Origin of the sequence: Pseudomonas sp. GD03903 (assembly GCF_029840045.1) — a bacterium.
Classification (GTDB): domain Bacteria; phylum Pseudomonadota; class Gammaproteobacteria; order Pseudomonadales; family Pseudomonadaceae; genus Pseudomonas; species Pseudomonas pseudonitroreducens.
In genome coordinates this window covers 1-16,268 of record NZ_JAOCBT010000008.1, presented here as the reverse complement: position 1 = coordinate 16,268, position 16,268 = coordinate 1, and the positions used below count along the sequence as shown (strand labels likewise).

Here is a 16,268-nt window from a genome sequence, read left to right as displayed (position 1 = left end):
GCGCATGACGGCAGCCGGTGGCAAGCTGCTGGGCCCTGTATTCGTTTTTTCTGGAGTTCGCCATGCCCCTCGTCCTGCGTCCCGCCGTCAATGACGACGCCGGATTCGCCGCAGTCTGCGTGGCAGCCGCCTATGCCCAGTGGGTCCCCAAGCTCGGCCGCAAACCGGGACCGATGCTGGACGACTATCACGCAATCATCGCCGAGGACCGCGTGCTCATTGCCGAACAGGACGGTATACCCGTCGGCCTGCTGGTGATGCGCGAGACCGAGGAAGGCTTCCTCCTCGACAACATTGCCGTACTGCCCGAGTGCGCCGGCCAGGGCATCGGCCGCGGGCTGCTGATCCACGCCGAGGAAACCGCCGTGCAGTTGGGCTATCAGTCGCTGTACCTCTATACCAACGAACGCATGGTGGAGAACATCGAGCTGTACGCGAAGAACGGCTACCAGGAATACGCGCGGCGCATGGAGAACGGCTTCCGCCGGGTGTACATGCGCAAGCAGCTGGGCTGAGCCGCTGCTCTCTGTAGGAGCGAGCTTGCTCGCGAACCATCGGTTTGACCGATGTTTCCAGCGTTAGTCTGACCATCCGTTCGCGAGCAAGCTCGCTCCTACAGTCGACGCACCGACATGGTGCGCAATGGTCGATAACGCACCGCAACCGCGCCTATTCCTGACCGCACGGACAATCACCTCCGCCAGCGTCAATCCCGCGCCGCGCCTGCGCTGCACACAGCCGGGCAGTGACCACGCACTATCCTGGCGCATCCCGGCACGCTGCTTGCTCTGTCGAGTGCATCCTTCGTTTCGAAGCTGCCCATGAACGCACCGGCCACCCTCTTCCACCCCGCCTGGCATGCCGAGCTGGAGCTAGCCTACGCTCGCTTCGGCGATAGCACGCGGCCGGTCACCCGGCGGCATCTTGGCCCGCTGCGCGTGCAGAAACACCTGTACGCGGAAGGGCCGCAGGTCTGCCAGCACATCGTCGTCCACCCGCCCGGCGGGATTGCCGGTGGTGACACGCTGAAGCTCGAGATCCAGGCAGGCAAGGACAGCTGGGCGCAGCTCACCAGCCCCGGCGCGGCCAAGTGGTACCGCGCCGCCTGCCCGGCGACGCAGCGCCTGGATATTCGCGTGGCGGCAGGCGCCACGCTGGAATGGCTGCCGCAGGAAACCATCGTCTATTCCGGCGCCCAGGCGGAGCTGGCTACCGGCATCGACCTCGAGAGCGACGCCCGGCTGTTCTACTGGGACATCATCGCCCTCGGCCGCCCGGCCAGCGGCGAGCGCTTCGATCAGGGCCACTTCGCCACCGCCCTGGATATCCGCCGCGACGGCCAGCGCCTGTGGCACGAGCGCCAGCGCGTGGACGGCGGCGACCGCTTGCTCGACTCGCCCATCGGCCTCGCCAGCCACCCGGTAATGGCCACGCTGATCGCCAGCGGGCAGATCGACGCGACGCTCATCGAAGCCTGCCGCGCCATCCCCTGCCAGGGCCGCGGCAACCTCACCCAACTGCCCGGCCTGGTGGTCGCCCGCTGCCTCGCCCATGAGGCGCTGCACGCCCGCGCCTGGCTGATCGAACTCTGGCGCCGGCTGCGGCCCGCGCTGCTCGGCCGCGAGGCCGTTCCTCCCCGAATCTGGAGCACCTGAGATGGATTTGACCCCTCGCGAGAAGGACAAGCTGCTGATCTTCACCGCCGGCCTGGTTGCCGAGCGCCGCCTCGCCCGCGGGGTGAAACTCAACTACCCGGAAGCCATCGCCCTGATCTCCGCCGCGCTGCTCGAAGGCGCGCGGGATGGCCAGACGGTCGCCGAGCTGATGCACTACGGCACCACGCTGCTCACCCGCGAACAGGTGATGGAAGGCGTGGCGGAAATGATCCCCGAGATCCAGGTGGAAGCGACCTTCCCCGACGGGACCAAACTGGTCACCGTGCACCAACCCATTGCCTGATCGCGCTGCGGCGCAAAGACATTGGCGGATGAAGCCTACCGCTTCATTCGCCCTACGAAACAGAGGAACCGCCATGCTCATCCGCGACGCCAGCCAAGCCGACCTCGGCAGTCTGCGCGACATCTACAACGACGCCGTGCTCAACACCACCGCGATCTGGAACGAGATCGCCATCGACCTGGAGAACCGCCGCCAGTGGCTCGCGCTGCGTGCACAGCAAGGCTTCCCGGTGCTGGTGGCCGAGGACGACGGTGAAGTGCTGGGCTACGCCAGCTACGGCCCGTGGCGCGCCTTCGACGGCTTTCGCGAAACCGTCGAGCACTCGGTCTACGTGCGCGCCGACCAACGCGGCAAGGGCCTCGGCCCGATCCTGATGCAGGCGCTGATCGAGCGCGCCCGCGCCCAGGGCCTGCATGTGATGGTTGCGGCCATCGAGAGCGGCAACGCGGCATCAATTCGTCTGCACGAACGCCTCGGCTTCGCCACCACCGGGCAGATGCCGCAAGTGGGCCAGAAGTTCGGCCGCTGGCTGGACCTGACCTTCATGCAATTGAACCTCGACTCACGGAGCGCTCCATGATCCCGGGCGAATACGACATCCAGGCCGGCGAGATCGAACTCAACGCCGGTCGCCGCACGCTGAGCCTGACGGTGGCCAACAGCGGTGACCGGCCGATCCAGGTCGGCTCGCACTACCACTTCTTCGAGAGCAACGACGCGCTGCTGTTCGACCGCGATGCGGCCCGTGGCATGCGCCTGAACATCCCGGCCGGCACTGCGGTGCGCTTCGAGCCGGGGCAGAGCCGCGAGGTGGAGTTGGTGGAGTTGGCGGGCGAGCGGAAGGTTTATGGATTTGCAGGACGGGTGATGGGGGCGCTCTGAGAGCCCTCACCCCAACCCTCTCCCAGGGGGAGAGGGAGAAAAGCAGCGCGCCGATCAGCCCCCTCTCCCTCCGGGAGAGGGTTGGGGTGAGGGCCGAGTCAATGCAGGGACTGACCAGGGAGCCCCGATGAAGATCAGCAGACAAGCTTACGCCGACATGTTCGGCCCCACCGTCGGCGACCGCGTGCGCCTGGCTGATACCGACCTGTGGGTCGAGGTGGAAAAGGACTTCACCGTCTACGGCGAGGAAGTGAAGTTCGGCGGCGGCAAGGTCATCCGCGACGGCATGGGCCAGGGCCAGGGCTGCGCTGCGGAAGTGGTCGACACGGTGATCACCAACGCGCTGATCATCGACCACTGGGGCATCGTCAAGGCCGATGTCGGCCTCAAGCACGGGCGCATCGCCGCCATTGGCAAGGCCGGCAACCCGGACATCCAGCCCGGCGTGACCATCGCCCTGGGCGCCAGCACCGAAGTGATCGCCGGCGAAGGCATGATCCTCACCGCCGGCGGCATCGACACGCACATCCACTTCATCTGCCCGCAGCAGATCGAAGAAGCGCTGATGAGCGGCGTGACCACCATGATCGGCGGCGGCACCGGGCCGGCCACCGGCACCAACGCCACCACCTGCACCTCGGGGCCGTGGCACATGGCGCGCATGCTCCAGGCCGCCGATGCCTTCCCGATGAACATCGGCTTCACCGGCAAGGGCAACGCCAGCCTGCCGCTGCCGCTGGAGGAACAGGTGCGCGCCGGCGCCATCGGCCTGAAGCTGCACGAGGACTGGGGCACCACCCCGGCGGCGATCGACAACTGCCTGTCCGTGGCCGATCGCCTCGACGTGCAGGTGGCGATCCACACCGACACGCTCAACGAGTCCGGCTTCGTCGAAACCACCCTGGCCGCCTTCAAGGGGCGCACCATCCACACCTACCACACCGAAGGCGCCGGTGGCGGCCACGCGCCGGACATCATCAAGGCCTGCGGCTTCGCCAACGTGCTGCCCAGCTCGACCAACCCGACCCGGCCCTTCACCCGCAACACCATCGACGAACACCTGGACATGCTCATGGTCTGCCACCACCTGGACCCGAGCATCGCCGAGGACGTGGCCTTCGCCGAGTCGCGCATCCGCCGCGAGACCATCGCCGCCGAGGACATCCTCCACGACCTCGGCGCCTTCAGCATGATCAGCTCCGACAGCCAGGCCATGGGCCGCGTCGGCGAGGTGATCACGCGCACCTGGCAGACCGCCGACAAGATGAAGAGGCAGCGTGGCGCGCTGGAAGGCGACGGCGCGCGCAACGACAACTTCCGCGCCAGGCGCTACATCGCCAAGTACACCATCAACCCGGCGATCACCCACGGCGTGGCCCATGAAGTGGGCTCCATCGAAGTGGGCAAACTGGCCGATCTGGTGCTCTGGCGCCCGGCCTTCTTCGGCGTGAAGCCGAGCCTGATCCTCAAGGGCGGCGCCATCGCCGCGAGCCTGATGGGCGACGCCAACGCCTCTATCCCGACACCGCAGCCGGTGCACTACCGGCCGATGTTCGCAAGCTTTGCCGGCAGCCGCCACGCCACCTGCCTGACCTTCATCAGCCAGGCGGCGTTCGACCTCGGCGTGCACCACGAACTCGGCCTGCGCAAGGCCATCGGCGTGGTAAAGGGCTGCCGCAGCGTGCAGAAGACCGACCTGATCCACAACGCCTACCTGCCGCACATCGAGGTGGACGCGCAGAACTACCAGGTGCGCGCGGACGGGCAGTTGCTCTGGTGTGAACCGGCCGATGTGCTGCCAATGGCGCAGCGGTACTTCCTGTTTTGAGGTGACTGGCGCCTGAAACGCGAATAGGCGCCTGTATTCGGGGAGGAGTCACATTAGACTCTCCACCCTCTCCGAAACGGACTTCTACCGATGCAATTACACCGGATCCTTCTGCTGATCGGCACCCTGTTGCTGGCAAGCTGCACCACGCTACACAGTGGCGTGCCGTACAAGGAACAGGCCCACACTCGAAGCGATGCAGCGCTGGTCTACCTCTACCGCAAGGGCGTTGCGCCCTTCTGGCGCAGCCCAACGCTCCTTATCGACGACCAGGAAATCAGCGAAATCAAGAACACCAGCTTCACCTACTTTTACCTCGCCGAGGGCACTCACAAGATCGCGACGAAATGGGCGATCGACCTTTTCCCGCTCGATGCGAGCGGAACCCTCAGTGTAAAGAACGGTGAGGTGTACTACCTGCGACTAGGGGGAGGCATGATGTTCTACCCCAGTGTTCATGGCCTCAGCACCTCCGTGAGTTCGAACCTCTCGCAAGTTTCGGAAGACGCAGGGATCAACGAGATTAAAGAGTGCATGTACATAGAAAATCATGCACCGACCATTCCCTAGCGACGGCACGGCAGCTCTTGCGCCACAGCCACTCTTAAGCAGCCCCAAATCGTTAACTGCCCCGGATGCAAGGTCCGGGGCAGTCCGCCCCTTGCCATAAATCAAACTTTCCCCCATCCCCCGCTCTGCCCCCAGCCGATTGAGATTCGTCTTATTCGGCTGCCTGAACGCCGGTTGAACAATGAGTCCACTGGTCCAGCACGCTACTTCGCCGCTGGACGGGCAGGGCTCTGAAGTCTGGAGCCCTACCCTCCCCCTGCCTGACGCGATCAGGCGCCATCTCCCGGTGCAGGAAGGATCCGCTCTTGGAAGCCCAAGCTTCCGATCTTCAGCCAGTGAACGGCTCCTAGCGCCGGAATACGCATTCGCTCACCGAGTGAGCGGGCGCAAGGAGGATTGCAATGCGTTTCAAGAAAACCCTGCTGGCGACCCATGTCGCCCTCGCCATCGCCCTGGCCGGGCAGATCGGCACGGCCAGCGCCACCTGCACAACCAGCGGCGATGGGAAGACGTACACCTGTGACGAAACCCTCTGGTGGGGTCTCGACAGCGCCGTGGAAAGCGTCCATGTCGATACCGGTAATGCACGCGGCAGCATGGGCCCCATGGCTGGCTTTGCCATGTACGGCAACGGCTCGACCTGGAACCTCAAGGAAGCGACGCTGATGACCGGCACCACCTCGGGCCTGCTCAGTGGCTACAAGGCCGATGCCATCCAGGCCAACATCGGCACCAACAACATATCCATCGACAAGCTGACCATCGTCACCAAGGGCTCATCGGCAGACGGCATCAACGTCACCGAGAACGCTTTCAACTCCACGGTCACCATCGGCGACAACGCCAGCATCACCACATCCGGTATGGGCGTGCGGGCCAATACCTCCAAGAATGGCGGCACCAACCGCATTCTCCTGGGCAAGGATGCGGTGATCAGCACCAGCGGCAGTGGCAGCAATGGCACTGACGGCAACGGCTATGCGGTCTACGCCGGTAACCGTGACAGCGAAGCATCGCTGTACAAAGGCGATGCCGAAGTTCGCATCGACGACGGCAGCACCATCAGCACGTCCGGCTCGGCGGCCCACGCCGTGTTCGCCAACCGCGGCGGCGAAATTCACCTGGGCAGCACCGACATCACCACCGGCAGGAATAACGCCTACGGCATCTACGCGCAAACGCTGGAAGACTTCAACGGCATGCGCGGTGGCAAGGTCCATCTTTACGGCGATACCAAGGTCACCGTCACCGACGGCAACCGCGCCATGGCAGCCAACGGAGCGGACTCCAGCATCGTCTCGGAGAACGCCGCGATCTACCTGATCGACAGCAGCGCGGCAGACGATCTCGCCAACCGCAAGGGAGCCGCCCTGTACGCCGAGAATCTCGGCAAGCTGGACCTGAAAATGGCCGCCGGCTCCTACCTCAACGGCACCACCAGCACCGCCACCGATGGCGTGATCGACCTGGCCATGGACGGCGCCGCCAGCCAGTGGTTCATGACCGGCAATTCCAACCTCACCAACCTGACGCTCAGCAACGGCGCACAGCTGGTCTACGACCGCCACGACGAACACGGCGCGTACACCTACAAGACCCTCACCGTGGATGGCGACTTCAGCGGCGGCGGCCATTTGCTGATGAACACCTACCTGGGTGACGACGCCTCGGAAACCGACAAGCTGGCCATCACCGGCAGTACCTCGGGCGAGACCCGCGTCACGGTCAACAACACCACCGGGCTGGGCGACGAAACCGAACAGGGGATCGAGATGATCACTGTCGGCGGCACCTCCGCGGGCGAGTTCAAATCCGACCGCGTCACTGCTGGCGGCTATGAATACGTGTTGCGCCGCGGCGGCAGCTTCGTCGGCTCCACCGGTTCGGACAGCGACTGGTACCTGACCTCGTATAAGCCGACCGATCCCGACCCGGAGGATCCGCCGCCCGTTGACCCGCCACCGGTTGATCCTCCACCGGTTGATCCTCCACCGGTTGATCCGCCGCCAGTTGATCCGCCACCAGTCGACCCGCCGGGCCCGGTCGATCCGACCCCGGAAGACCCCGATCCGGTCGATCCCGCGCCGGAGCAACCAGGCCCCGTGGACCCAGCGCCGAAGCCCAGTGACAAGAACCGAGTGCGCCAGCCCGAAGGCGGCAGCTATACGGCCAACATCGCGGCGGCCAACACCATGTTCCTGCACCGTCTGCATGACCGTACCGGCAACCTGACCTACGTCGATCCGGATACCGGCAAGGAAGTCACTTCCATGCTGTGGATGCGCAACGTCGATGGCTCGACCCGCTGGGAAGACAGCACCGGCCAGCTCAAGACCGAAGCCAACCGCTACGTCCTGCAGATCGGCAGCGATCTGTACCGCAAGCAGACCGATAACGGCGACTGGGTACTGGGTGTGATGGCCGGCTACGCCAACGGCAACTCGACCACCAAGTCGCGCGTCACCGGCTACCGTTCGCGCGGCGAGATCGATGGCTACAGCCTGGGCGTCTATGGCACCTGGTACGAGAACAGGGACGATGAGAACGGCGCCTATGTCGACAGCTGGATTCTCTACAACGAATTCGATGCCGATGTGAAAGGCGACCAGTTGGCCAAGGAGAGCTACGACCTCAAGGGCATCACCGCGTCCATCGAGGCCGGCAAGACCTTCGAAGTGGCGAAGACCGAGAGCGCCAGCTACTACGTGCAGCCCCAGGCGCAGGTGGTGTACATGGGCGTGAAGGCTGACAGCCACCGCGAGGCCAATGGCACCAAGGTCACCGGCAAGGGCGACGGTAACGTCATGACCCGCCTGGGCGCCCGCGCTGCGGTGCGCAGCAACCAGGAAGGCGGCTTCGCCAACACCTATGGTGTGGAGCCGTACCTGGAGACCAACTGGATCCACAACTCCAAGGACTTCGGCGCGAAGATGGGCAGCAGCAAGTTCGAGATGGACGGCGCCAGCGACATCTTCGAAGTCAAGCTCGGCGCCACCAGCAAGGTGAACAGCCGGGTCAACGTCTGGGGTGAAGTGGGCAAGCAGTTCGGCGACAACGGTTACCGCGACCAGGCGGTGACCCTGGGGCTGAAGGTCAACTTCTGATCCCGCGCTGAACGAGGGCCGTCGCACGGAAGTGCGGCGGCCCTTTTTTGCGTCCCGGCACCGCCCTGGAAACACCTGACATTTCGATCAGCTTTCATCCGTCGGCCAAGTCTTACAGCTCTGCTGCTATGCTTTGCTGCTCGAAGAATCAGGTGGACCAGCGATGACGGCGATGACTCCGCAAACCAACGACCGCACGGGCATTTCGCCCGCTCTGGCCGCGTTGCGCGCCGCCACCCATGCCCTGCATGCCGACCTCGACAGCCGCTCGCCGCTGACTGCCGCGCTGAGCCACGCCGACTACCTCGACCATGCAGCCCGCGTGCTCGGCTGGATGCGTCCGCTGGAACAGGCAGTCTGGCCGCTCTGGCCGGACGCCGAAGATGCAGCCCTGCGCCAGGGCAAGAGCCGCTGGCTGGAAGCCGACCTGCGGGCCGGCGCCCATGCCGAACCGTCCGCTGCCGACTGCCCTTACGTGGCAAAGCCGACCCACCTGGCCGAAGCCTTCGGCATCGCCTACGTCGCCGAAGGCGCGACCCTCGGCGGCCGCGTGCTTTACAAACGCCTCAAGGCCGTTCTCGAGCCCCTGCCGCTGCGCTGGCTGCAGGGCTACGGCGAACACACGGGCGAACGCTGGGGCGCATTCCAGCGCCTGCTGGCCGAGCACGTCAGCACCGCCGAAGACATTGCCCTCGCGCAGCGCGCCGCCGTGCAGGCCTTCACGTCGTTCCGCGACTGGGTACTCGACGCCACACCGAACCGGACAGGCCCGGCATGAGCAAACAGCCCGTCACCCTCGCCAACTGCGAGGACGAACCCATCCATGTGCCCGGCGCGATCCAGCCCCACGGCGCGCTGATCGCACTCGACGAGCAGGGCCGCGTACTCGGCTTCAGCGACAACCTCGGCACCCTGCTGGGCATCGCCCCGCCGCTGGGCGAACCGCTGGCCGAAGCCTGCGTCGGCCACGGCGTGCTGGCGATGCTCGCGGAAGGGCTGGCCGAGCAAGGCCCCTGGGTCAACAGCGTGGAAGCACGGATCAACCGGCGCTTCTTCGACGTGATCGGCCACAGCCACGACGGCGTGCGTTACCTGGAGTTCGAACGGCGCGCGGCCGGCACCGCCTCGTTCACCACCTTCGCCCTCAACGCCCAGCGCCTGGTCAGCCAGCTGCAACTGCGCAACGACGTCGAGAGCCTGCTGGTCAGCGTCACCGAGGAAGTGCGGCGGATGACCGGTTACGACCGCGTCATGGCCTACCGCTTCAATGAAGACGACTCGGGCGAAGTGGTCGCCGAATCACGCCGCGAGGACCTGGAAAGCTACCTCGGCCAGCGCTACCCGGCGTCGGACATTCCCGCCCAGGCGCGGCGCCTGTACCTGCAGAACCCGGTGCGGCTGATCGGTGACGCGGCCTACCAGCCGGTGGCCGTGCGCCCCACGCTGAACCCGCACAGCGGCAAGCCGTTCGACCTGAGCTTCAGCACCCTGCGCAGCGTCTCGCCGATCCACTGCGAGTACCTGGCGAACATGGGCGTGCGCGCCTCGATGAGCATTTCCATCGTGGTCGCCGGACGCCTCTGGGGGCTGTTCTCCTGCCACCACATGAGCCCGAAGGTGGTGCCCTACCCGATCCGCATGTCCTTCCAGGTGTTCTCCCAGGTGTGCAGCGCCATGGTCGAGCGTCTGGAGCAGAGCCGCACCAGCGAACTGCTGCGCCAGGCCTCCGAACGCCAGCAGGCGCTGCTGCGCCGCGCCCGCGATTCCGACGACCTGCTCAGCGCCCTGTCGCGCCCCGGCGCCAGCGTCGCCGACCTGCTGCCGTGCGACGGCGCAGTGGTGATGCTCGGCGGCCGCGCCAGCAGCATCGGTGGCGACTTCGAGGCCCTCGCGGTGGCCATGGTCGCCCAGTTGCAACAGGACGACGAGCTGGACCTGTTCCACAGCGACCGCCGCCTGGAACTGCCCGACGGCCCCCACGACACCCGCTACTGCGGCGTCATGGCGATCCGTTTCCACCGCCAGGAGTCGGGCTGGATCGTCTGGCTGCGCCTGGAGCAGGTGCACCGCATCCGCTGGGGCGGCAAGCCGGAAAAGATCGTCAAGACCGGTCCTTCCGGCCCGCGCCTGACCCCGCGCGGCTCGTTCGAAGCCTGGGAGGAGGTCGTGCGCGGGCGCTCCATGCCCTGGACCGGCATCGACCTGAACATCGCCGAAAAACTGCGCATGGAGCTGGTGGAGCTGTGCCTGAACCGCGCCGGCGAGATCGACCGCATGCGCCAGCGCCTGATCGCCGTGCTCGGCCACGACCTGCGCAACCCGCTGCAATCGATCTCCATGGCGGCGGCAATGCTCTCCTCCAGCGACGTGCGCAACGCCGAGCTGCGCCAGCACATCACCTATTCCAGCAGCCGCATGGAGCGGCTGATCAGCCAGATTCTGGAGATGAGCCGCCTGCAGAGCGGCGCGGGGATGACGGTGAAGCCGGTCGCCGCCGAACTGTCGCGACTGGTGCGCGACATCGTCCAGGAAACCGACGTGGCCTATCCTGGCCTCTCCATCGAGACCGCCATCGAGGATGGCCTGCACGCACAGGTCGACCCGGACCGCTACCTGCAGGTGGTCGCCAACCTGCTGAGCAACGCTCGCCATCATGGCCGCCCGGGCCGTCCGGTGCTGGTGGAGCTGCGTCGCCAGGGCGAGCTGGCGCGCCTGAGCATCCTCAACGAAGCCGAGGCGCTGGACGACGCGCGCATCGCCAACCTGTTCGAACCGTTCAAACAGGACGCCGGCGGCCATGGCCGCAACAAGAGCGGGCTGGGCATCGGCCTGTACATTTCCCAGGCCATCGTCAGCGCCCATGACGGCCGCATCGAAGTGGAACAGGCCGACGGCATCATTACTTTCAGCGTGCTGGTGCCGCTCAGGCCAACATCCTGACAGCGGAAAGCCCTGCTGGAGCGAGCTTGCCCGCGAACCACTTCGAGCCTCCGTGCCCGCCAGGCTTCGCGAGAAAGCTCGCTCCTACAATGCAGAACGGCGCCGCGGGGCGCCGTTCTCATTGGACGAAACAAGCTCAGCGCAGTTGGCTGTCCTTGCTGCCGCGGCGGTTGTAGCCGCTGTGGGCGGACTGCTCCTTGTCGTGCTCGGCCTGGCAGTTGACGCACAGGCGCACGCCGGGGATGGCCTGGCGCCGCGCCTCGGGAATCAACGCATCGCACTCCTCGCAATGACTCAGGCTCTCGCCTTTGGGCAACTGGCTGCGCGCCCGTGCGATGGCGTCCTCGATGGTGCTGTCGATCTGCTCCTGAACCGCTCCGTCGTTTGCCCAGCCGCTGGCCATGGCGACCTCCCGTGGATTGTTCGCGTGTCCTGCAGATATGCAGGGCGCCGCCGGTGATTGCAAGGGCGATGGCGCGCGAAGCGACGAGTGCGTCGTGCTGGAAATCCAGAAGCGTCTGATGTTCCGTACCTCAGCGGCTGCCGAAAATGACCGGTCCTTCCGTCTGCCCGGGAAACCGCCATGCGCTACGCCTCCGCCCTGATCGCCAGCCTGTTGCTCACCGGCCTGCTGCCGCGCGCCGCCAATGCCGATACCAGCGAGGCCAGCCTGCGCGACATGGAGCGCTACCTGCTGCTCTACAGCGCCACGGGCGATGAGCGTTTCCTGAGCCGTCTGGACAATCTCGGCTCAAACTTCGAACAGCAGCTTGCACAGCAGAAGAACGCCGCGAGCCTGCAGGATATCTGGCAACTCTATCGTCAGACCCTGGAGCAGGTGCGTGCGGCCTATTCGCACAAGGGCGTGGACCTGCAACGAGCCGTGGCGCAGACGCAGGAAGTGGCGGGGTTGTTCGACAGCTTCATCCTGGCGCGGGAGCCAGTGTCGCAGGGGCTGGAAGACGAGCTGCGCGAGTTGGCGCTGCTGGAGGCGCGGCGGGCCAACGGACGTTTACTGGGAGCGGGCAACGAGGGAGATGCGGCACGCATCGGGGTACTGCAGGAACGCATCGGCGAACGCCTGGCGGCGCTACCCGCCGGTGCCAGCCGGGACTCCCTGCTCTCGCGCTGGAGCTACCTGCGCAAGGCGGAGAAACCCGAAGGCACATTGCTCTATCCCTTCAACGCCCAGGTCGAATACCTGCTGGCGCATCTGCCGCGGGGCTGAGGCGGCGCGGGAGAGCCGGTCCTACTCTTTGACTTCCATGTATTCGCGCGCCCAGATCTGATACTCCTCGGGCAGCGTGTACTTCTTCGCCAGTTCCGAAGCGGTCAGGTCGGAGGCATGCACGCCGCGCTGCTCGCGCAGGCAATCGTAAGTGGCCTTGATCGCGGCGAAGTAGGCGGCGTGGCCGTCGACCACGATGCGCACACCGAGCTCCGCCAGGCGCGCGTCGTCGCGCAGCTCGGGGTTGCCGTAGGACACCAGCATCAGCGGCACGGACAGGTGGCGGGAGATCGCTTCCAGGTGATCGAAGTCGCGGATGCCGACCATGCAGATGCCATCGGCGCCGGCGGCCTGGTAGGCCAGGGTGCGGCGGATCACGTCGTCCACCTCCAGCACTTCGGCGTTGGTGCGGGCAATGATCGCCATCTCCGAGTCGATGCGGGCTTCCAGTGCCGCGCGGATCTTGCCGACGCCTTCCTCGACCGGGATCAGGTCGGTGGACTTGCGACCGAATTGCGCCGGCAGCAGGGTGTCCTCGATGGTCAGCGCGGCCACGCCAGCGCGCTCCAGCTCGACGATGGTACGCATGGTGTTCAGCGCGTTGCCGTAGCCGTGGTCGGCGTCGGCGATCACCGGCAGACGGGCGACGCGACCGATGCGGGTGGCCTGCTCGGTGAATTCGCTCAGGGTGATCAGCGCGAAGTCAGGCGCCGCCAAAACTTGTAGTGAAGCTACAGAACCGCCCAGGATGCCCACCTCGAAACCCAGGTCGCCGGCAATGCGCGCGGACATGGGGTCGAACACCGAAGCGGTGTGATAGCAGGCTGAAGAATTCAGTAAGGCGCGGAAATCCTTGCGCAATTCGTGGAAGGAGGCTCTGTGCATGGTGGGATCCAACTGCTAATACGGGGTGGGAGAACGGAAATCAGATAGTGGAAAACTCTTGTAGGAAAACTACAGGAACACAATGTAGCAAAACTACAAGCTACTCCCCAAGCCCTCTTTGCCACCATCGTCTTCCGACGGATACCCTGAATTTCCGCGAACACTCGCGTAAACTGCGCGGCCGTTTTTTCTCCGGACACTCGCGCACCATGTTCCCGACCACTGCGGCCCGCGCCCTGGGCATCGACTTCGGCACTTCCAACTCCACCGTCGGCTGGTGGCGCCCGGACACCGAACCGCTGATCGCCCTGGAAGACGACAAGATCACCCTGCCCTCGGTGATCTTCTTCAACGTCGAGGAACGCCGTCCGGTGTACGGCCGCCTGGCCCTGCACGAGTACCTGGAAGGCTACGAAGGCCGCCTCATGCGCTCGCTGAAAAGCCTGCTGGGCTCCTCGCTGCTGAAGAGCGAAACCACCGTGCTGGGCAGCGCCATGCCGTTCAAGGACCTGCTCGGGCTGTTCATCGGCGAGCTGAAGAAGCGCGCCGAAACTGTCGCCGGGCGCGAGTTCGAGTCCGTGGTGCTGGGCCGCCCGGTGTTTTTCGTCGACGATGATCCCAAGGCCGACCAGGAAGCCCAGGACACCCTGGTGGCCGTGGCGCAGAAACTCGGTTTCAAGGACGTTTCCTTCCAGTACGAACCACTCGCCGCAGCCTTCGACTACGAGCGCAGCATCGAGCGTGAAGAACTGGTGCTGATCGTCGACATCGGCGGCGGCACCTCGGACTTCTCGCTGGTTCGCCTGTCGCCGGAGCGCCGCGCAGTGGCCGACCGCCAGGGCGACATCCTCGCCACCGGCGGCGTGCACATCGGCGGTACCGACTTCGACAAGCAACTGAGCATCCAGGGCGTGATGCCGCTGTTCGGCTACGGCAGCAAGATGAAGAGCGACGCCTTCATGCCAACCAGCTATCACCTCAACCTCGCCACCTGGCACACCATCAACGCGGTGTACGCGCAGAAGTCCCAGCTGGCGCTGCAGAACATGCGCTACGACATCGTCGACGCCACCGGCATCGATCGCCTGTTCAAGCTCATCGAGCAGCGCGCCGGCCACTGGCTGGCGATGCAGGTGGAAGCCAGCAAGATCGAGCTGTCCGACAGCGAGCGCCGCGATATCGACCTGGCGCGCATCGAAGCCGGCCTGGTCGCCGAGCTGAGTCGCGAGCTGTTCGAAGGCGCCATCGGCCCGCTGCTGGAGCGCGTGCGCGGCAGCATCACCGAATTGCTCAGTTCGGCCGATGTGGACCCGGCACGAGTCGACAGCGTGTTCTTCACCGGCGGCTCCTCCGGAGTGCCGGCATTGCGCCGGAGCGTCGCGGCGATGCTGCCCAACGCCCGCCACGTCGACGGCGACCGCTTCGGCGGGATCGGCAATGGCCTGGCCATCGAGGCGATGAAGCGCTACGGCTGAGCGGCCGCTCACTGACGGCAGTGCCGCCATGCGCTAGTGTGGCGGCACCAACCCTCGCGCCCGGAGTCCACCATGCGCCCGCTGCAACTGACCAGCCTGCTGCTCCTGACCACCTCACTCTGCGCCTGCGGCCTGGGTGAGACCGCCGCCACCGCCAGCCTGCAGGCCAAACAGGCGCAGCAGGCACAGCAGCAGATGCAACAGCTCAAGGAGCAGGTCGATGCGGCCAACGCGCAAGGCCAGCAGCGCCTGGACGACGCCCTGAAAGACGCTCAGTGATCGCGCTGGCGTGCAGATTTCTTGAACGCCGGAAGATGGCCTAGGCTCCAAGTTAAGCGAGTGAGTTGCTCAACCAAGGAGAACACCATGTACAAGCGATCACTGCTGGCGCTAATGGTACTGGCCTCGGTGGCGGGCTGCGCTTCCACCAAGGTGCAGAACCCGGTCAACTACATCACCTTCCGCGACCAGCCGCTGGTGCGCAACGTCGAGAAGGGGATGAGCCAGGAAGAAGTCCGGAAAATCGGCGGCACCCCGTCGTCGACGCAGAAACGCCTGATGAAGCCAGGCAGCTGCAACAGCTACATCCTCAGCAAGGATGGCCAGCAGCAGCCGTTCTACGTGAGTTTCGACGGCAGCGGCCAGGTGGATGGCTCGGGCTTCATGACCTGTTCGGAACTGGATCGCCACGAACGCGACTACCAGCCGTGACGACGCTGCAGGCGTGAGCACCAGGCCCTCGCCCAACGGCGGGGGCCTTTTCATTCGGTACGCGATCCCGCTCCCGTGCGCCGGGGTACTCCCACCGCGCGGTGGCCGTCTATCATCCCCGCAGCCACCTCAGGAGCCGACCATGAAATACCGCATCATCGAACTGCCCGCCTTCCACGTGGTAGGCATGGAATATCGCGGCAGCGCGCCGGGCGACAGCATCGGCCAGCTCTGGCAGCGCTTCCTGCCGCGCGCGAAGGAAGTCACGGCCAGCGCCACGGACAAGAGCGCCTATGGCGTCTGCACCCAACTGCCGGGCGGCGAGTTTCACTACATCGCGGGCCTGCCGGTGGACACCGCTGCGGCCGCGCCCGAGGGCATGACGAGCTACGAGGTGCCCGCGCAGAAGTACGCGGTGTTCACCCACATCGGCCCGGTCAGCGCCATCGCCGACAGCTTCCAGGCCATCTATTCCAGCCTGCTGGCTCGCCACGGCCTTGAGCCGAAGAAGGGCGTGGATCTGGAGCGCTACACCGAGCGCTTCCTCGGGCCGGAAGATCCGGCTTCGGAAACCGACCTGTACGTGCCGATCTACTGAGGCGCACCGCGCTCGCACTCTGCTCCTTGTAGGAGCGAGCTTGCTCGCGAACAAACCCCACTGCGAAGCGGTGCGAGCAAGGACTAGG

Annotated in this window: 17 protein-coding genes; 15 read left to right on the top strand and 2 right to left on the bottom strand. The window is 65.6% G+C overall.

What is annotated here, in order from left to right; genetic code table 11:
* Nucleotides 1-62 precede the first annotated feature (62 nt).
* The 10 genes from N5C91_RS14360 (at nt 63) to N5C91_RS14315 (ending at nt 11,283) form a co-directional block, all read left to right on the top strand.
* Nucleotides 63-515: a GNAT family N-acetyltransferase gene (locus N5C91_RS14360; RefSeq protein WP_236198991.1), complete on the top strand. Its 453-nt coding sequence runs from the start codon at nt 63-65 to the stop codon at nt 513-515.
* 306 nt (nt 516-821) lie between these two features.
* Nucleotides 822-1,655 (top strand): urease accessory protein UreD, encoded by an 834-nt coding sequence (locus N5C91_RS14355; RefSeq protein WP_279830200.1) that lies wholly within the window; start codon nt 822-824, stop codon nt 1,653-1,655.
* A gap of 1 nt (nt 1,656) precedes the next feature.
* Nucleotides 1,657-1,959: an urease subunit gamma gene (gene ureA / locus N5C91_RS14350; RefSeq protein WP_236171350.1), complete on the top strand. Its 303-nt coding sequence runs from the start codon at nt 1,657-1,659 to the stop codon at nt 1,957-1,959.
* 73 nt (nt 1,960-2,032) lie between these two features.
* Nucleotides 2,033-2,539 carry a GNAT family N-acetyltransferase gene (locus tag N5C91_RS14345; protein ID WP_236171349.1) on the top strand — a complete coding sequence of 169 codons (507 nt, stop codon included), beginning with the start codon at nt 2,033-2,035 and terminating at the stop codon, nt 2,537-2,539.
* Complete coding sequence (locus N5C91_RS14340; RefSeq protein ID WP_279830199.1) at nt 2,536-2,841, top strand: urease subunit beta; 306 nt, start codon at nt 2,536-2,538, stop codon at nt 2,839-2,841. The genes N5C91_RS14345 and N5C91_RS14340 overlap by 4 nt, the downstream gene beginning before the upstream one ends.
* A gap of 127 nt (nt 2,842-2,968) precedes the next feature.
* Nucleotides 2,969-4,669, top strand: a complete 1,701-nt coding sequence (gene ureC, locus N5C91_RS14335; RefSeq protein ID WP_279830198.1) for an urease subunit alpha — start codon at nt 2,969-2,971, stop codon at nt 4,667-4,669.
* A gap of 90 nt (nt 4,670-4,759) precedes the next feature.
* Nucleotides 4,760-5,239, top strand: coding sequence for a DUF2846 domain-containing protein (locus N5C91_RS14330; protein WP_279830197.1), 480 nt, complete (start codon nt 4,760-4,762; stop codon nt 5,237-5,239).
* A 401-nt stretch (nt 5,240-5,640) separates the two neighbouring features.
* Entirely contained in the window at nt 5,641-8,343 is a 2,703-nt protein-coding gene (locus tag N5C91_RS14325; protein WP_279830196.1) for an autotransporter outer membrane beta-barrel domain-containing protein, read from the top strand.
* A gap of 172 nt (nt 8,344-8,515) precedes the next feature.
* Nucleotides 8,516-9,121: a biliverdin-producing heme oxygenase gene (locus N5C91_RS14320; protein WP_279830377.1), complete on the top strand. Its 606-nt coding sequence runs from the start codon at nt 8,516-8,518 to the stop codon at nt 9,119-9,121.
* A complete protein-coding gene (locus tag N5C91_RS14315; RefSeq protein WP_236171345.1) occupies nt 9,118-11,283 on the top strand; it encodes a GAF domain-containing protein in 2,166 nt (721 codons plus the stop codon). The genes N5C91_RS14320 and N5C91_RS14315 overlap by 4 nt, the downstream gene beginning before the upstream one ends.
* Before the next feature lie 136 nt (nt 11,284-11,419).
* Here N5C91_RS14315 and N5C91_RS14310 read toward each other — a convergent pair whose 3' ends face one another.
* Nucleotides 11,420-11,686 carry a DksA/TraR family C4-type zinc finger protein gene (locus N5C91_RS14310; RefSeq protein ID WP_236171344.1) on the bottom strand — a complete coding sequence of 89 codons (267 nt, stop codon included), beginning with the start codon at nt 11,684-11,686 and terminating at the stop codon, nt 11,420-11,422.
* A gap of 180 nt (nt 11,687-11,866) precedes the next feature.
* On the opposite strand from N5C91_RS14310, the gene N5C91_RS14305 reads away from it, so the two are divergent.
* Nucleotides 11,867-12,511: a hypothetical protein gene (locus N5C91_RS14305; protein WP_279830195.1), complete on the top strand. Its 645-nt coding sequence runs from the start codon at nt 11,867-11,869 to the stop codon at nt 12,509-12,511.
* A gap of 21 nt (nt 12,512-12,532) precedes the next feature.
* On the opposite strand, the gene N5C91_RS14300 is transcribed toward N5C91_RS14305, so the two are convergent.
* Nucleotides 12,533-13,396, bottom strand: coding sequence for an oxaloacetate decarboxylase (locus N5C91_RS14300; RefSeq protein ID WP_017518216.1), 864 nt, complete (start codon nt 13,394-13,396; stop codon nt 12,533-12,535).
* A 209-nt stretch (nt 13,397-13,605) separates the two neighbouring features.
* On the opposite strand from N5C91_RS14300, the gene N5C91_RS14295 reads away from it, so the two are divergent.
* The 4 genes from N5C91_RS14295 to N5C91_RS14280 all read left to right on the top strand — a co-directional run bounded on the left by N5C91_RS14295 (nt 13,606) and on the right by N5C91_RS14280 (nt 16,180).
* Complete coding sequence (locus N5C91_RS14295) at nt 13,606-14,871, top strand: Hsp70 family protein (RefSeq protein WP_279830194.1); 1,266 nt, start codon at nt 13,606-13,608, stop codon at nt 14,869-14,871.
* A gap of 72 nt (nt 14,872-14,943) precedes the next feature.
* Nucleotides 14,944-15,150, top strand: a complete 207-nt coding sequence (locus tag N5C91_RS14290; protein ID WP_236171341.1) for a hypothetical protein — start codon at nt 14,944-14,946, stop codon at nt 15,148-15,150.
* Between the two features lie 87 nt (nt 15,151-15,237).
* Nucleotides 15,238-15,582, top strand: coding sequence for an osmotically-inducible lipoprotein OsmE (osmE, locus tag N5C91_RS14285; protein WP_236171340.1), 345 nt, complete (start codon nt 15,238-15,240; stop codon nt 15,580-15,582).
* A gap of 142 nt (nt 15,583-15,724) precedes the next feature.
* Entirely contained in the window at nt 15,725-16,180 is a 456-nt protein-coding gene (locus N5C91_RS14280) for a GyrI-like domain-containing protein (RefSeq protein ID WP_279830193.1), read from the top strand.
* The last annotated feature ends 88 nt before the right edge of the window (nt 16,181-16,268 follow it).

What these genes read in the sequence shown, in the direction of transcription:
- N5C91_RS14360 (WP_236198991.1), top strand. Translation starts at nt 63, where the DNA reads ATGCCCCTCGTCCTGCGTCCCGCCGTCAATGACGACGCCGGATTCGCC.
- N5C91_RS14355 (WP_279830200.1), top strand. Translation starts at nt 822, where the DNA reads ATGAACGCACCGGCCACCCTCTTCCACCCCGCCTGGCATGCCGAGCTG.
- ureA (WP_236171350.1), top strand. Translation starts at nt 1,657, where the DNA reads ATGGATTTGACCCCTCGCGAGAAGGACAAGCTGCTGATCTTCACCGCC.
- N5C91_RS14345 (WP_236171349.1), top strand. Translation starts at nt 2,033, where the DNA reads ATGCTCATCCGCGACGCCAGCCAAGCCGACCTCGGCAGTCTGCGCGAC.
- N5C91_RS14340 (WP_279830199.1), top strand. Translation starts at nt 2,536, where the DNA reads ATGATCCCGGGCGAATACGACATCCAGGCCGGCGAGATCGAACTCAAC.
- ureC (WP_279830198.1), top strand. Translation starts at nt 2,969, where the DNA reads ATGAAGATCAGCAGACAAGCTTACGCCGACATGTTCGGCCCCACCGTC.
- N5C91_RS14330 (WP_279830197.1), top strand. Translation starts at nt 4,760, where the DNA reads ATGCAATTACACCGGATCCTTCTGCTGATCGGCACCCTGTTGCTGGCA.
- N5C91_RS14325 (WP_279830196.1), top strand. Translation starts at nt 5,641, where the DNA reads ATGCGTTTCAAGAAAACCCTGCTGGCGACCCATGTCGCCCTCGCCATC.
- N5C91_RS14320 (WP_279830377.1), top strand. Translation starts at nt 8,516, where the DNA reads ATGACTCCGCAAACCAACGACCGCACGGGCATTTCGCCCGCTCTGGCC.
- N5C91_RS14315 (WP_236171345.1), top strand. Translation starts at nt 9,118, where the DNA reads ATGAGCAAACAGCCCGTCACCCTCGCCAACTGCGAGGACGAACCCATC.
- N5C91_RS14310 (WP_236171344.1), bottom strand. Translation starts at nt 11,686, where the DNA reads ATGGCCAGCGGCTGGGCAAACGACGGAGCGGTTCAGGAGCAGATCGAC.
- N5C91_RS14305 (WP_279830195.1), top strand. Translation starts at nt 11,867, where the DNA reads ATGCGCTACGCCTCCGCCCTGATCGCCAGCCTGTTGCTCACCGGCCTG.
- N5C91_RS14300 (WP_017518216.1), bottom strand. Translation starts at nt 13,396, where the DNA reads ATGCACAGAGCCTCCTTCCACGAATTGCGCAAGGATTTCCGCGCCTTA.
- N5C91_RS14295 (WP_279830194.1), top strand. Translation starts at nt 13,606, where the DNA reads ATGTTCCCGACCACTGCGGCCCGCGCCCTGGGCATCGACTTCGGCACT.
- N5C91_RS14290 (WP_236171341.1), top strand. Translation starts at nt 14,944, where the DNA reads ATGCGCCCGCTGCAACTGACCAGCCTGCTGCTCCTGACCACCTCACTC.
- osmE (WP_236171340.1), top strand. Translation starts at nt 15,238, where the DNA reads ATGTACAAGCGATCACTGCTGGCGCTAATGGTACTGGCCTCGGTGGCG.
- N5C91_RS14280 (WP_279830193.1), top strand. Translation starts at nt 15,725, where the DNA reads ATGAAATACCGCATCATCGAACTGCCCGCCTTCCACGTGGTAGGCATG.